The sequence below is a fragment of the Streptomyces sp. NPDC001351 genome (genome assembly GCF_042896045.1).
GTDB lineage: Bacteria > Actinomycetota > Actinomycetes > Streptomycetales > Streptomycetaceae > Streptomyces.
Genome location: NZ_JBIAWS010000004.1, coordinates 154856 through 168821, shown reverse-complemented (window position 1 = coordinate 168821; position 13966 = coordinate 154856). Strand labels below are relative to the sequence as shown.

Here is a 13966-nt window from a genome sequence, read left to right as displayed (position 1 = left end):
TTTTGGGGTTGGAGGGGGAGTTGAGGATGATGGTGCGACGGAGATCGCTCGGCTTCGTTGGTGTGGCCGCGCTGGTGCCGCTGGTTGCTTCCGGTGCTTTCGCCGCTTCCGCGCAGGCTGCGTCGGCCTCGCTGGTCGTCAACACGCTGGGGCGGCACGGCGCCAAGGTCTCCACGACGGTCAACGTCGTCGCCGTGGCGTCCGGGCAGAGGTACAGCGTGACGTCCGGCAAGCGGCTCAGCCTGCCGGCGGGGCGCTACATCGCGATGACCGACATCTACGAGAGCGCGACCGACGGTCTGGGCACCGACACCATCGGCGCTCAGGTCGTACAGGTCTCGGGCAGCAAGTCGGTGACGCTCGACGCGCGCAAGGGCAAGGCGGTCAAGGTGTCGCTCGACACCCCCGCCGACGTGACCGGGCCGCCGAAGATCAGCGCGCAGGTGTGCGCCGCCACCGTCAGCAACATGCCCTCCGCCTTCAGCACGGGCGGCTGGAACGACGAGGGCGCCCTGTACGCCATCCCGAACTCGTCCGGGCTGCTGCAGTTCGGGTATCTGGCGCAGTGGTCGGGCAACGACAGCTATGTCGCCGTGAAGAACACCACGGGCATTCCGGCCGCGCCCGGTGGGTCCTTCAAGCGGTCGAACCTGGCGACGGTGCGCTTCTCGGTACGCAGCGGTACGGAGATGGCCCGTCAGCACGACACCGCGCTCCAGGCGCAGCCGAAGACCGACGACTGCACGACGGACCTGATGGCCACGGTCCGCGACGACGACGCGCCGTACAGCGCCACCGTCCATGTGACGCCCGGGACCTGGCAGCCGCGTGACGACATCATGGCGAGCAACGGCGACGACGTCGGCGGCGGCTTCCCGAAGCTCAGGACGCTGAAGGCGGGGCAGAGCTTCACCCAGTCCTTCGGGCGGGCCGTGTGGAGTCCGATGCACTATCTGCCGCTGCTCGGGCGGAAGGCCGTCGTCTTCATCCCGGAGGCGCTGATCGGTGATCCCGACGTCGGCGCCGACGGGTCCGACCCGACGAAGGAGACGGTGGTCCTGTCCAAGGGAAGCACCACCGTCAAGAAGCAGACCCTGACCAACTGGGGCAGCAGCGACGCCGAGTTCTCCGCCGGTATCCGCTCGGCCGGCTGGTACCGCCTGACGGTCGACGCCCAGCGCTACCGTCCGGGCATCACCTTCCCCGCCGGCATGCTGTCGTCGCGCGCCACCCTCGACTGGCACTTCAAGGTGGCCGACCCGAACAAGGCGATCGTCGCCCCCGTCTTCCTGACCCGCTTCCTGCCCACCGGGCTGAACAGCAGCAACCAGGCCGCGGCGAACAGCACCACGACGGTCGACGTGAGCGCCGGGCGCGGCTCCCAGGGCCCCGATGTGAAGTTCACCGAGGTGACCGCCAAGTCCGTCCGGGTCTGGTCGTCCGCCGACGGCGGCAGGACCTGGCAGGCGGCGGCCGTCAAGCACGTCGGCTCGGCCTGGCAGGCGTCCGTGCACAACCCCGCCTCCGGCGCCGTCGCCCTGCGCTCCGAGGTGACCGACTCCGCCGGGGACCGCTCGGTGGAGACGGTGTACCGGGCGTACGCCGTCAGCTGAGGCCGTCGGAGCTGTCTCAGACGTCGCACGGTGCCGTCGTGGGCCGCCGCTGGAAAACCCGGTGGCCCCGGCGCGCCACCTGAGTAGGGTCGGGCAGATGCCCGAACTGAAACGGCTGCAGGCCGGTCATGCCCCGGCGGTCCTGGCGTTCGAGCTGGCGAACCGCGCCTACTTCGCCGCTTCGATCACCGACCGCGGTGACGACTACTTCGAGCACTTCACCGAGCGGTACGACGCCTTGCTGGCCGAGCAGGAGGCCGGCATCTGCGCCTTCCATGTGCTCGTCGCGGAGGACGGTTCCGTCCTCGGCCGGTTCAATCTGGTCGACATCGAGGACCACAGCGCGGAGCTCGGCTACCGGGTCGCGCAGCATGCCGCAGGCCGGGGCTTGGCGACCGCGACCGTGCTGGAACTGTGCCGGCTGGCGGCGGACCGGCACGGGCTGCGCACCCTGCGGGCGGCCACCGCCCACCGGAACGTGGCGTCCCAGAGAGTGCTGACCAAGGCCGGTTTCGTCCCGGTCGGCCCGGCCGACCCGGCCCACATCGGCGGCAAGCCGGGCATCTGGTACCAGCGCGACCTCGTGCCTTCCTTCGCGAAGGGGACGTGAGACATCCCTGGTCAGGCGGGTGGATACCGGGTTAGCGTCCGTCCATGACCGCCTTCGACCCCTGGGACCCGGCCTTCCTCGCCGACCCCTACCCCGCCTACGCCGCCCTGCGCGCCAAGGGCCGCGTGCACTTCTACGAGCCCACGAACCAGTGGCTCGTCCCGCACCACGCGGACGTCTCCGCGCTGCTGCGCGACCGGCGGCTCGGGCGGACGTACCAGCACCGGTTCACGCACGAGGACTTCGGGCGGACCGCCCCGCCCGCCGAACACGAACCGTTCCACACCCTCAACGACCACGGCATGCTCGACCTGGAACCGCCGGACCACACCAGGATCCGGCGGCTGGTGTCGAAGGCGTTCACGCCACGGACGGTCGAGCAGCTGAAGCCGTACGTCGGCAATCTCGCCGGGGAACTCGTGGACCGCCTCGTCGAGAAGGGCGGCGGCGACCTGCTCAGCGACGTCGCCGAGCCGCTGCCCGTCGCCGTCATCGCCGAGATGCTGGGTATCCCGGAGGCCGATCGCGCCCCGCTGCGCCCCTGGTCGGCCGACATCTGCGGGATGTACGAGCTGAACCCCTCCGAGGACACGGCTCGCAAGGCCGTACAGGCCTCGGTCGAGTTCTCCGACTACCTGCGCGAGCTGATCGCCGAGCGTCGCCGCACCCCCGGTGACGACCTCATCTCCGGGCTCATCGCCGCCCATGACGAGGGCGACCGCCTCACCGAGCAGGAGATGATCTCCACCGCCGTCCTGCTCCTCAACGCGGGCCACGAGGCGACCGTCAACGCCACGGTGAACGGCTGGTACGCCCTCTTCCGGAACCCGGAGCAGCTGGCCGCCCTGCGCGCGGACCACTCCCTCGTCCCCACCGCCGTGGAGGAGCTCATGCGGTACGACACTCCGCTCCAGCTCTTCGAGCGCTGGGTGCTGGACGAGATCGAGATCGACGGGACCGTCATCCCGCGCGGCGCCGAGATCGCCATGCTCTTCGGCTCCGCCAACCACGACCCGGAGGTCTTCCGGGACCCCGAGCGGCTCGACCTGACCCGCACGGACAACCCGCACATCTCCTTCTCCGCAGGCATCCACTACTGCATCGGCGCCCCGCTGGCCCGTATCGAACTGGCGGCATCGATGACGGCGTTGCTGGAGAAGGCCCCGGCACTCGGCCTGGCGGCCGAGCCGAAGAGGAAGCCGAACTTTGTGATCCGGGGGTTGGAGGGGCTGAGTGTCGCGGCGAGGTGATCACCCGTTCGGCTGATCACCGACCGAATCCGGGCGATGGTCGTGAGCGACTCGTCAAGCTGGTGCCCGCCTGCGAAGGGAGGCACCATGACGGTTATGGCAGAACGCGCGTCGTCTCAGTTGTCGGTCGACATGTTCGAGCGGATCGCCGAATTCGCCGAGCGGGAGGACGAGACCGTCAGGTTCGAATTCATCGACGGACGGATCGGACTCAAGAAGGTGACGAACGGCAACCACGGGACGATCACGATGTGGCTGATCCGGCAGTGCATGCGTGCCCGGCCCGAGCTCGATCTCAATCCGTTGCAGGGCCTGAAGGTGGAGGCTTACCGCAAGGGCCGGGCGCGGCCCGACGGTGTGCTGGCACCAGTCGACCACTTCGTGGGGCAGGGTGACTGGGCTGAACCTCACGGCGTTCTGATGGCGGTCGAGATCACGTCGTACGACTCGGACACTCACAACCGCGACCGCGTGGAGAAGCCCCGGGCGTATGCGGAGGCGGGTATCCCCGTCTACTTGCTGATCGACCGTGACAACCTTTCGGTTCTCGTACACAGCAACCCACATCCGGAGGTCGGATACCGCGACATCCACGTGTCCCGGCTCGGCGACAAGGTCAGCCTTCCCGATCCGGTCGGCATCGAACTCGACACCGAAGAACTGAAGCAGTACGTCGACTGAACCGGTCAGGTCGTCATGTCCCGCCGCCGCAGTCCCGTAAGTCCGGCACCCACCAGCAGCACCGCCAGCACGGTCAGCAGCGCCACCGACCCCCACTCCATCCCCCCACCCGGCAGCTTCGGCAGATGCCCGAACGGCGACAGATCCAGCACCACCCGCGGAGCGTTCAGCGCCGGGCCCACCCAGCCGATCAGCAGGACCGCCCCCGCGACGCCCCACGCCGCCGTCGCCGCCCGCGGGAACACGCCGTAGAGCAGGACCGCCACTCCGCCGATCACCCACACCGCGGCCACCTGCACCAGGCACGCCCCGAGGATCGGCCCCGCCTCCTTGCCGTAGCCGACGACGAAGCCCAGGCCGGTCAGGAGCATGATCAGCACGGCCCCGCCGAACGCGACCGTCAAGTGGCCGCAGGCCCAGCGCAGACGCCCCACCGCATTCGCCAGCACCGGCTCCGCCCGCCCCGAGGTCTCCTCGCCGTACAGCCTCAGCACGCTCGACACGACGTACAGCGCCGCGATCAGGCCCATCATCCCCACCATGGAGGCCAGGAAGGCGTCCGTCAGGCCCCTCTGTCCGCCCATCCGCTCGAAGATCTTCCGGGCGTTCTCGTTCTTGCCGACCAGGTCCGTCACCCCGTCCGTCAGGCCGCCGTAGACGACGCCCACGACGAAGAAGGCGATCGACCAGCCGAGGACGCTGCCCCGTTGCAGCCGCCAGGCCAGCGCGCCCGCCGAGCCCAGGCGGCCGGACGCCGGTCCGGGCCGCGTCGGCAGGAAACTCATGCCGACATCCCTGCGGCCCGCCAACGCGTAGGCCACCCCGGCCTGGAGCGCCACCGCCGCCGCGAACAGCACCAGCACCCACCAGCGCTCGTCGGCGTACGGGCGCAGGTTCTCCAGCCAGCCGAGCGGGGAGAGCCAGGTCAGGGCCGAGGAGCCGTCGTCCGTCGCCGCGTCGCCCGCCGCGCGCAGCACGAAGGCCGCGCCCAGGGCGCCCGCGGTCAGCCCGCGGGCCAGCCGCGCGCTCTCCGTCAGCTGGGCGACGATCGCCGCCATCGTCGCGAAGACCATGCCGACCGCCGCGAGTCCGAGGCCGAAGGCGACCGCTCCCACGGCCCCCTGGCCCGCCAGACCGGCCGCAACCAGCAGGGCCAGTACGGCGTTTGCGACTCCCGCCGCCAGCAGGGCCGCCGTCAGGGAGGCCCGGCGGCCCACCATCCCGGACGCCACCAGTTCCTGCCGCCCGCTCTCCTCCTCGTCCCGGGTGTGCCGTACGACGATCACCAGGCTCATCGCGGCGGCCAGCGCACCCGCGTACACCCCGACGCGCCACGCCGTCAGCGCGCCGACGGAGGTGTCGAAGACGGGGCCGATCAGTGCGCGGAAGGAGGCGTTGGTCGCCACCTGGTGGATCAGGTCGGCGCGTTCGGCGGGGGTGCCGTAGAGGCTCTTGAGGGTGTTCGGCATGGAGAGGACCATCAGCGCGTTCACGCCGACCCAGACCGGGATCATCAGCCGGTCGCGGCGGAGCGAGAAGCGCAGCAGCACACCCGTGCCCACGAACGACGTCATCGCGCCGCCGCCTCCTCGTCCTGGTAGTGGCGCAGGAACAGCTCCTCCAGCGTGGGCGGGGTCGAGGTCAGCGACCGTACGCCCGACTCGCTCAACTGCCGCAGCACGGCGTCCAGTTGGTCCGTGTCGACCTGCAGCCGCACCCGCCTTCCCCGTACGTCGAGGTCGTGGACGCCGGGCAGGTGCGCCAACCCGTTGGGGGGACCGGCGAGTTCGGCCGTCACGCTCGTCCGCGTCAGATGGCGCAGATCGGCCAGCGAACCGCTCTCCACCGTCCGGCCCCTGCGGATGATGCTCACGCGGTCGCAGAGCTCCTCGACCTCGCTGAGGATGTGCGAGGACAGCAGCACCGTACGACCGCGCTCCCGCTCCTCCTCCACGCAGCGCTGGAAGACCTCCTCCATCAGCGGGTCCAGGCCCGAGGTCGGCTCGTCCAGGATCAGCAGGTCCACGTCGGAGGCGAACGCGGCCACCAGGGCGACCTTCTGGCGGTTGCCCTTCGAGTACGTGCGGCCCTTCTTGGTGGGGTCCAGCTCGAAGCGCTCGATCAGCTCGGACCGGCGGGACGGATCCAGCCCGCCGCGCAGCCGGCCGTACAGGTCGATGACCTCGCCGCCCGACAGGTTCCGCCACAGGGTGACGTCCCCGGGGACGTACGCGATCCGGCGGTGCACCTCCACCGCGTCCTGCCACGGGTCGCGGCCCAGCACCTGCGCGGCCCCGGAGTCGGCACGCAGCAGGCCGAGCAGGACGCGGATGGTGGTGGACTTGCCGGCGCCGTTCGGGCCGAGGAAGCCATGGACCTCGCCGGACTCCACCTCCAGGTCGAGGCCGTCCAGGGCCCGGGTGCGGCCGAACGACTTGTGGAGGCCAAAGACGCTGATTGCCTTCGTCATGCTTCAGAACGTACGCTTCTTTCAGAAATTTGTGAAGTTAAGGAAGCGTATAAAGCCTATGAAGCCCCGGATAGGGTGGTGACCATGACGGAGTCGAAGGCGGTGGGGCGGGATCCGGGTGCGGTCTCCAAGTTCGTGGAGAGCTTCGCGGCGCAGCTGGTCGAGGCCGGGATGCAGCGGATGCCCGCCCGAGTCTTCGCCGCCCTGCTCTCCTCCGACGAGGGCTCGATGACCTCCGCCGAGCTCGGGGAGCAGCTGCAGATCAGCCCCGCCGCGGTCTCCGGCGCGGTGCGCTATCTGACCATGACGCACATGGTCTCGCGGGAGCGTGAGCCCGGCTCGCGCCGGGAGCGCTACCGGGTGCACGGCGACCAGTGGTACGAGGCACTCACCAACCGCGAGGCCATCATCAAGCGGTGGGAGGTCGCCCTGCGCGACGGCGTGAGCAGCCTGGGGGCCGAGACGCCCGCAGGACGCCGCATGGCCGAGACGCTCGCCTTCTTCGAGTTCGTCGAGGGCGAGGTCGCGGCCATGATGGAGCGGTGGCGGGTGCACCGCCGACAGGTGTTCGGGGACGGGTAGTTACCGCTCCTTCGTCTCCTCGAGGACCGTCCGCCCCAGCAGCGCGTACCGCTCGGGCGACCGGCGCTTGAGGTACTGCGCGTACCCGATGCCCGTCGCCGCGACCAGAGCCACCAGCCACGGTGTCGCCTTCAGCAGCAGCGAGCCGGACTCCGAGCCGGCCGCGACGCTCATGTTGGACACCAGGAGCAGCACCACGGCGAGCATCGCGATGCCGCCGACGAGCGGGGCGGTGAACGTCTTGAACCAGTGCCGGCTCTCGGGGTGGTTCTTGCGGAAGTAGACGAGGACCGCGAAGGAGCAGACCGCCTGCACGATCAGGATCGCCATCGTGCCGAGGATGGCGAGCAGGACGTAGAGGGCGTTCGCCGGGTCCTTGCTCGTGGCCCAGAACGCGAGGATCAGTACGGCGCTCACCACCGTCTGCACCAGGCCCGCGATGTGCGGGGAGCCGTGCCGGGGGTGGGTGCGGCCGATGGTGTTCTGCAGGGAGGGGAGGACTCCCTCGCGGCCCAGCGCGTACATGTAGCGGGCGGCGCAGTTGTGGAAGGCCATGCCGCAGGCGAGCGAGCCGGTGATCATCAGCCACTGCATGAGGTCGACCGCCCAGTGGCCGACGTAGTGCTCGGTGGGGTTGAAGAACAGGGCGAGGGGATTCGCCGACGAGGCGACCTTGACGGCCTCGGTCTCGCCGTTGCCGATGATGGCCATCCAGGAGACGAAGACGTAGAAGACACCGACGCCCAGGACGCTGATCATCGTGGCCTTGGGGATGATCCGCTTCGGGTCGCGGGACTCCTCGCCGTACATCGCCGTCGACTCGAAGCCGACCCAGGACCAGAAGGCGAAGAAGAGGCCGAGGCCGGCGGACGTGCCCTTGAAGGCGTTGACGGGGTTGACCGGGCCGAAGGTGAAGCCGTGCGGGCCGCCGCCGTGCAGGGCGACCGAGATCGCCATCGCCGCGAGGACCGTCACCTCGGTGCCGAGCAGGACCACCAGGAGCTTCTCGGCGACCGAGATGCCGAACCAGGTGCCCGTCGCGTTGACGGCGAGCATCAGCAGCGCGAAGGCCCACCACGGGATGTCGAGTCCCGTCTGGTCCTTGAGGGTTCCGGTGGCGAAGGTCGAGAAGATGCCGATCAGCGCGGGCTCGAACACGGCGTACGCGAAGGTCGCGAGGAGGCCCGACGCCAGGCCCGCGGTGCGTCCGAGGCCGTAGGAGATGAAGCCGTAGAAGGCGCCCGTCGACGTGATGTGCTTCGCCATCGAGGTGAAGCCGATGGAAAAGATTGCCAGGACGACCATTGCGACGAGATAGCTCGCCGGGGCGCCGATGCCGTTGCCGGACGACACCATGAAGGGCACGTTGCCCGTCATCGCCGTGATCGGGGCGGCGGTCGCGACGGCCATGAAGACCACGCCGAGCAGACCGACCGCATTGGGCTTGAGCCGGTGAACTGTGCCGTCGCCGTCCGTCTTCGTCGCCGGGGCGACGCCCTCATCCACTGCCATCGGGTGGCCCCTCTCCTGGGTGGTCCGTTGCTGTACTGGACCGGAACTCTGTAGCCCGAATGAGTCGGTCAAGGGTGTCGGCGCGTTAAATGTTTGTCAACCAGACCTTTAGAAATCTGGCGGCAACAACGTCCTCGTACGGTCGCCGTCATGAGCACATACACGGCCACTCTCGGCGGCGAGCGCCACCGCTTCGACTCCCTCGCGCGCCTGCTCGCCGCCGCGAGTCCCGAGCGCTCCGGCGACCGACTCGCCGGGCTCGCCGCCGGCAGCGCCCGGGAGCGGGTGGCCGCGCGCTGGGCCCTCGCGGAGGTGCCGCTCGCGACCTTCCTGACCGAGCCGGTGATCCCGTACGAGAGCGACGACGTGACCCGGCTGATCCTCGACACGCATGACGCGGCCGCCTTCGCGCCGGTGGCCGGGCTGACGGTCGGAGAACTGCGGGAGTGGCTGCTGGCGGCGGACGGCCAGGCCCTGACGGCGCTGGCCCCCGGGCTGACGCCGGAGATGGCCGCGGCGGTGTCCAAGCTGATGGGGAACGCGGATCTGGTGGCCGTGGCCCGGAAGGTACGGGTGGTCACCGCCTTCCGCTCGACGATCGGGCTGCCGGGGCGGCTCGCGACGCGCCTGCAGCCGAACCATCCGACCGACGACCCGGCGGGAGTGGCGGCGGCGCTGCTCGACGGGCTGCTGCTGGGCTCGGGCGACGCGGTGATCGGCATCAACCCGGCGACGGACAGCCCGAAGGCGGTACGGGACCTGCTGGAGTTGCTGGACGGTGTGATCAGCCGCTACTCGATCCCCACTCAGTCCTGCGTCCTGTGCCATGTCACGACGAGCGTGGACCTGATGGAGCGGGGCGCCCCGGTGGACCTGGTCTTCCAGTCCATCGCGGGCACGCAGGCGGCGAACGCGTCCTTCGGTGTGACGCTGGGCCTGCTCGACGAGGCGTACGAGGCGGCGCTCGCCCTGGACCGCGGGACGGTCGGCCGCAACGTCATGTACTTCGAGACCGGCCAGGGCAGCGCGCTGTCGGCGGACGCGCACCACGGCGTGGACCAGCAGACGGTGGAGGCACGGGCGTACGCGGTGGCGCGCCGCTACGACCCGCTGCTGGTGAACACGGTGGTGGGCTTCATCGGCCCGGAGTACCTGTACGACGGCCGCCAGATCCTCCGGGCGGCCCTGGAGGACCACTTCTGCGGCAAGCTGCTCGGCCTGCCCATGGGCCTGGACATCTGCTACACGAACCACGCGGACGCCGATGACGACGACGTCGCGACCATGCTGACGATGCTCGGCGTCGCGGGCGCGTCCTTCGTGATCTGCACGCCGGGCGGCGACGACATCATGCTGAACTACCAGTCGGCCTCGTACCACGACGCGTTGTACCTCCGCGAGGTCCTCGGGCTGCGCCCGGCACCGGAGTTCGAGGCCTGGCTGGAGTCGAGCGGGCTGCTGGACGAGCGGGGCGGGATCCGCGAGGTGGCGTCCCATCCGCTGACGGCGATCGGAAGGGAACTGGCGGCATGACGGAAACTCACATCGCGGTACCGGCAGGTGACTTGTGGGTCGCCATGCGCCGGCACACCCAGGCCCGTATCGGCCTCGGCCGCGCGGGCTCGGCACTTCCGACCCGCCACCGCCTCGAACTCCAGACCGCGCACGCGGCGGCGCGGGACGCGGTGCACTCGCCGTTCGAGCCGGAGGCGGTCGCGGCGGGGCTGGGCGGGATGCCGACGGTACGGGTGCGGAGTGCGGCGCGTGACCGGCTGACGTATCTGCAACGGCCCGACCTGGGGCGGCGGCTGGACGCGACGGACCGCGCGCATCTGCCGGCCGGCGACTGGGACGTGGTGTTCGTGGTGGCGGACGGGCTGTCCAGCCGGGCGGTGCACGAGCACGCGGCGGCGGTGGTGCGGGAGACGGTGGCGCGGCTGGCGGGGTGGAGCGTCGCACCGGTGGTGCTGGCCGAACAGGCGCGGGTCGCTCTCGGTGACGACATCGCGTCCGCGACGGGCGCGACGATGGTGGTCGTCCTGGTCGGGGAGCGCCCGGGGATGTCGGCGGCGGACTCCCTGGGGGCGTATCTGACGTACCGGCCGGTCCCGGGCGTGACCACGGACGCCGACCGCAACTGCCTGAGCAACATCCGGCCGCCGCTGGGGCTGTCGTACGAGGTGGCGGCGGGGAAGCTGGCGGGGTTGATGGGGAGGGGGCGGGAGTTGGGGGTTACGGGGGTGGCGTTGAAGGATGAATCCGATCACGAGCGCGTGAGCGATCAGCTACGCTGAGTTGCGGCTGGTCTGCATCCGCGGGAGGGCGCATCATGACGTTGATGACTGAGCGACCGACGATAAGCGGCGTCGAGCCCGAGAGCTTCGAGGAGCTGCTGGACATCCTCGACGAGCTGAACCTGCGTGACGGCTTCAAGGCCGAGATCTACAGGGGGAAAATCGTCGGGTCGCCGTGGTCGAAGGGCTACTACCACCGCGTGATGGAGCAGGTCTGCGATCAGCTGAAGCCCTGCCTTCCTGAGGACCATCGCCTCAGCATCGGCCCGTTCCTGTACGTCTTCCCCGGCGACGAAAGTGCGTACGGGCCGGATATCCACGCGGCCCACCAGCAGGCGTTCGAGACGGTGAGTAATCACCTGGACGGCGAAGCCCTGCTGTTCGTCGCAGAACTGACCTCTCCGGCGACTCGCACTGACGACTTGACCGACAAGGTTGCGGTCTACGGCAGGGCTGGCGTGCCGATCTACCTGCTCCTCGACATGCAGGAGCAGCAGTCGACCGTGTTCTGGACCCCTTCGGCCGCGGGCTACGAGGCACACTGCACCCAGCCGTTCGGCGAGGCACTCCACATCCCCAAGCCCTTCGACTGCACGCTTGACACCACCGGCTTCCAGGCCCCCGAAGGCCCCGCTACGAAGAAGCCGGCACCGTAAGCCCCCAAGCCCCCTCCCAAACCGTCCACGTCCGCCTCCGCACCGGCCCCCACACCCCCGCATCCGCCCGGTACCGGAAGTCCGCCCCGGACACGCTCACCGTCCGGCCCCGCGCCCGTACCGGCGAGGCCTCCGCGCCCACCGACAGGGGGCGTACCTCGACCTCGGCCACCCCCGCGTCACCCGGCGTCACCGACACCGCCTCCACCGGCTGGTCCAGGTCCAGCACGGTGACCCCGTCGACCTCCACCCGCAGACGGGCGGGCCGGGGCGCCGGGACCGTGGTCTCGCGGGTGGGGACCAGGGTGCGTACGAGGGACTGGGCCGTGCGCAGCCAGGGACGGCCCGCCTCCACCGACGGGGTGTGCCCGGTCACCGGAGGGATGTGCAGCGCCCCCAGCACCACGCCGTCGCTGTCGTCCACCAGCAGGTCCAGGCGCCGCTCGGCCCCGTCCAGGACCGCCCGCGCCGCCGCCACCGTCCCCGTGGGCACCCCCAGGGAACGAGCCACCGACAGCAGGCTGCCCACCGGCACCACCGACAGGGCACATCCGGCCAGCTCCCGCCGCCGGTGCAAAACGGACACCGCCCGGACCAGAGCACGGTCGTCGCCCACCACCACCGGCCGTCTCGCCCCCCGGCGGGCCAGCGCCCGGGCGAACTCCTCCGGGCCCTCCGGCAGGCACACCTTGGCGTGCGCACCCGCGCTGAGCACGTCTTTTGCGATGCGTACCGACTCCCCGTCCGTCCGCCGGGCGACCGGATCGATGACCACCAACAGCTGATCGGAAGTCGCGGAAGTCACCACCTCGGTCCTGCCTCGCTTCCTCGGGTAGCATCTTTGTGCAAGAGCCCCTTGCGCTATTGCGCCAGGGGCTTCGTCTATTCCGGGGCATCCGGTCCGACGGTTTGCGGCCAACGACGGTCGCGGTGCACGCGGCGGTGAACCTTACGCGTACGCCCCTGACCTTGGACATGCCCCGCCCGGAAGGGGTGTACGCGCGTGCCCGCACTTGTGCTGCTCGGTGCTCAGTGGGGTGACGAAGGCAAGGGAAAGGCGACGGACCTGCTAGGCGGATCCGTCGACTACGTGGTGCGCTACCAGGGCGGCAACAACGCCGGCCACACGGTAGTCGTGGGCGACCAGAAGTACGCCCTTCACCTGCTCCCTTCCGGGATTCTCTCCCCCGGCTGCACGCCGGTCATCGGCAACGGTGTCGTCGTCGACCCGTCGGTCCTGTTCTCCGAGCTGAACGGGCTGAACGAGCGCGGCGTCGACACGTCCAAGCTCCTGATCAGCGGTAACGCCCACATCATCACGCCGTACAACGTGACGGTGGACAAGGTGACCGAGCGCTTCCTCGGAAAGCGCAAGATCGGGACCACCGGGCGCGGCATCGGCCCGACCTACGCGGACAAGATCAACCGCGTCGGCATTCGTGTACAGGATCTCTACGACGAGTCCATCCTCACCCAGAAGGTGGAGGCGGCCCTCGACGTCAAGAACCAGATCCTCACCAAGCTCTACAACCGCCGCGCGATCGCCATCGACCAGGTGGTCGAGGAGCTGCTGGGCTACGCCGACAAGCTCGCCCCGTACGTCGCCGACACCGTCCTCGTCCTCAACCAGGCGCTGGAGCAGGACAAGGTGGTCCTCTTCGAGGGCGGCCAGGGCACGCTGCTCGACATCGACCACGGCACGTATCCGTTCGTGACCTCGTCGAACCCCACCGCGGGCGGCGCCTGCACCGGCGCCGGTGTCGGCCCGACCAAGATCAGCCGGGTCATCGGCATCCTCAAGGCCTACACGACCCGCGTCGGCTCCGGCCCCTTCCCGACCGAGCTCTTCGACGAGGACGGCGAGGCGCTGCGCCGCATCGGCGGCGAGCGGGGCGTGACGACCGGCCGTGACCGCCGCTGCGGCTGGTTCGACGCCGTCATCGCCCGCTACGCGACCCGTGTGAACGGCCTGACCGACTTCTTCCTCACCAAGCTGGACGTCCTGACCGGCTGGGAGGAGATCCCGGTCTGCGTGGCGTACGAGATCGACGGCAAGCGCGTCGAGGAACTCCCGTACTCGCAGTCCGACTTCCACCACGCGAAGCCGGTCTACGAGACCCTGCCCGGCTGGTCCGAGGACATCACCAAGGCGAAGTCGTTCTCCGACCTCCCGAAGAACGCGCAGAACTACGTCAAGGCGCTCGAGGAGATGTCGGGCGCCCCGATCTCCGCGATCGGCGTGGGCCCCGGCCGGGACGAGACGATCGAGATCAACTCGTTCCTGTAAATCCCTTATGT

General features: G+C 69.8%; 13 protein-coding genes. 9 read left to right on the top strand and 4 right to left on the bottom strand.

Annotated elements, in window-relative coordinates; translation table 11 throughout:
* The first annotated feature begins 26 nt into the window (after nucleotides 1-26).
* The 4 genes from ACFY1U_RS15585 (at nucleotide 27) to ACFY1U_RS15570 (ending at nucleotide 4154) form a co-directional block, all read left to right on the top strand.
* Nucleotides 27-1613: a hypothetical protein gene (locus ACFY1U_RS15585; protein ID WP_390694666.1), complete on the top strand. Its 1587-nt coding sequence runs from the start codon at nucleotides 27-29 to the stop codon at nucleotides 1611-1613.
* Nucleotides 1614-1710: 97 nt separating this feature from the next.
* Complete coding sequence (locus ACFY1U_RS15580) at nucleotides 1711-2223, top strand: GNAT family N-acetyltransferase (protein ID WP_390694665.1); 513 nt, start codon at nucleotides 1711-1713, stop codon at nucleotides 2221-2223.
* Between the two features lie 44 nt (nucleotides 2224-2267).
* Entirely contained in the window at nucleotides 2268-3473 is a 1206-nt protein-coding gene (locus ACFY1U_RS15575) for a cytochrome P450 (RefSeq protein ID WP_390694664.1), read from the top strand.
* An 87-nt stretch (nucleotides 3474-3560) separates the two neighbouring features.
* A complete protein-coding gene (locus tag ACFY1U_RS15570; RefSeq protein ID WP_390695212.1) occupies nucleotides 3561-4154 on the top strand; it encodes a Uma2 family endonuclease in 594 nt (197 codons plus the stop codon).
* Between the two features lie 5 nt (nucleotides 4155-4159).
* On the opposite strand, the gene ACFY1U_RS15565 is transcribed toward ACFY1U_RS15570, so the two are convergent.
* Both ACFY1U_RS15565 and ACFY1U_RS15560 read right to left on the bottom strand, forming a co-directional pair.
* Nucleotides 4160-5728 (bottom strand): ABC transporter permease, encoded by a 1569-nt coding sequence (locus ACFY1U_RS15565; RefSeq protein WP_390694663.1) that lies wholly within the window; start codon nucleotides 5726-5728, stop codon nucleotides 4160-4162.
* Entirely contained in the window at nucleotides 5725-6624 is a 900-nt protein-coding gene (locus tag ACFY1U_RS15560; RefSeq protein ID WP_390694662.1) for an ATP-binding cassette domain-containing protein, read from the bottom strand. Before ACFY1U_RS15560 ends, ACFY1U_RS15565 begins: the two co-directional genes overlap by 4 nt.
* Nucleotides 6625-6708: 84 nt before the next feature.
* Here ACFY1U_RS15560 and ACFY1U_RS15555 point away from each other — a divergent pair, with 84 nt between their 5' ends.
* Nucleotides 6709-7206 carry a GbsR/MarR family transcriptional regulator gene (locus ACFY1U_RS15555; protein WP_390694661.1) on the top strand — a complete coding sequence of 166 codons (498 nt, stop codon included), beginning with the start codon at nucleotides 6709-6711 and terminating at the stop codon, nucleotides 7204-7206.
* Here the strand turns inward: ACFY1U_RS15555 and ACFY1U_RS15550 are convergent, their stop codons facing one another.
* Nucleotides 7207-8718 carry an APC family permease gene (locus ACFY1U_RS15550; RefSeq protein ID WP_115906824.1) on the bottom strand — a complete coding sequence of 504 codons (1512 nt, stop codon included), beginning with the start codon at nucleotides 8716-8718 and terminating at the stop codon, nucleotides 7207-7209.
* A 150-nt stretch (nucleotides 8719-8868) separates the two neighbouring features.
* On the opposite strand from ACFY1U_RS15550, the gene ACFY1U_RS15545 reads away from it, so the two are divergent.
* Genes ACFY1U_RS15545 through ACFY1U_RS15535 form a run of 3 tightly spaced genes read left to right on the top strand, consistent with a single transcriptional unit; the run spans nucleotide 8869 to nucleotide 11668 of the window.
* Entirely contained in the window at nucleotides 8869-10251 is a 1383-nt protein-coding gene (locus ACFY1U_RS15545; protein ID WP_390694660.1) for an ethanolamine ammonia-lyase subunit EutB, read from the top strand.
* Nucleotides 10248-11012: an ethanolamine ammonia-lyase subunit EutC gene (eutC, locus tag ACFY1U_RS15540; protein ID WP_390694659.1), complete on the top strand. Its 765-nt coding sequence runs from the start codon at nucleotides 10248-10250 to the stop codon at nucleotides 11010-11012. Before ACFY1U_RS15545 ends, eutC begins: the two co-directional genes overlap by 4 nt.
* A gap of 35 nt (nucleotides 11013-11047) precedes the next feature.
* A complete protein-coding gene (locus ACFY1U_RS15535; RefSeq protein WP_390694658.1) occupies nucleotides 11048-11668 on the top strand; it encodes a Uma2 family endonuclease in 621 nt (206 codons plus the stop codon).
* Here ACFY1U_RS15535 and ACFY1U_RS15530 read toward each other — a convergent pair.
* On the bottom strand, nucleotides 11646-12476 hold the full coding sequence (locus tag ACFY1U_RS15530; RefSeq protein WP_390694657.1) for a diacylglycerol kinase family protein: 831 nt from the start codon (nucleotides 12474-12476) through the stop codon (nucleotides 11646-11648). The genes ACFY1U_RS15535 and ACFY1U_RS15530 overlap by 23 nt on opposite strands.
* A gap of 195 nt (nucleotides 12477-12671) precedes the next feature.
* Between ACFY1U_RS15530 and ACFY1U_RS15525 the strand changes: the two genes are divergently transcribed.
* The gene (locus ACFY1U_RS15525; protein ID WP_389072110.1) at nucleotides 12672-13955 is read left to right on the top strand and encodes an adenylosuccinate synthase; all 1284 of its coding nucleotides are present in this window, start codon (nucleotides 12672-12674) and stop codon (nucleotides 13953-13955) included.
* Nucleotides 13956-13966: the final 11 nt, after the last annotated feature.

Excerpts from the sequence above, each read along its gene's own strand:
- ACFY1U_RS15580 (WP_390694665.1), top strand. The coding sequence starts at position 1,711 with ATGCCCGAACTGAAACGGCTGCAGGCCGGTCATGCCCCGGCGGTCCTG.
- ACFY1U_RS15585 (WP_390694666.1), top strand. The coding sequence starts at position 27 with ATGATGGTGCGACGGAGATCGCTCGGCTTCGTTGGTGTGGCCGCGCTG.
- ACFY1U_RS15575 (WP_390694664.1), top strand. The coding sequence starts at position 2,268 with ATGACCGCCTTCGACCCCTGGGACCCGGCCTTCCTCGCCGACCCCTAC.
- ACFY1U_RS15535 (WP_390694658.1), top strand. The coding sequence starts at position 11,048 with ATGACGTTGATGACTGAGCGACCGACGATAAGCGGCGTCGAGCCCGAG.
- ACFY1U_RS15550 (WP_115906824.1), bottom strand. The coding sequence starts at position 8,718 with ATGGCAGTGGATGAGGGCGTCGCCCCGGCGACGAAGACGGACGGCGAC.
- ACFY1U_RS15565 (WP_390694663.1), bottom strand. The coding sequence starts at position 5,728 with ATGACGTCGTTCGTGGGCACGGGTGTGCTGCTGCGCTTCTCGCTCCGC.
- ACFY1U_RS15570 (WP_390695212.1), top strand. The coding sequence starts at position 3,561 with ATGACGGTTATGGCAGAACGCGCGTCGTCTCAGTTGTCGGTCGACATG.
- eutC (WP_390694659.1), top strand. The coding sequence starts at position 10,248 with ATGACGGAAACTCACATCGCGGTACCGGCAGGTGACTTGTGGGTCGCC.
- ACFY1U_RS15545 (WP_390694660.1), top strand. The coding sequence starts at position 8,869 with ATGAGCACATACACGGCCACTCTCGGCGGCGAGCGCCACCGCTTCGAC.
- ACFY1U_RS15560 (WP_390694662.1), bottom strand. The coding sequence starts at position 6,624 with ATGACGAAGGCAATCAGCGTCTTTGGCCTCCACAAGTCGTTCGGCCGC.
- ACFY1U_RS15555 (WP_390694661.1), top strand. The coding sequence starts at position 6,709 with ATGACGGAGTCGAAGGCGGTGGGGCGGGATCCGGGTGCGGTCTCCAAG.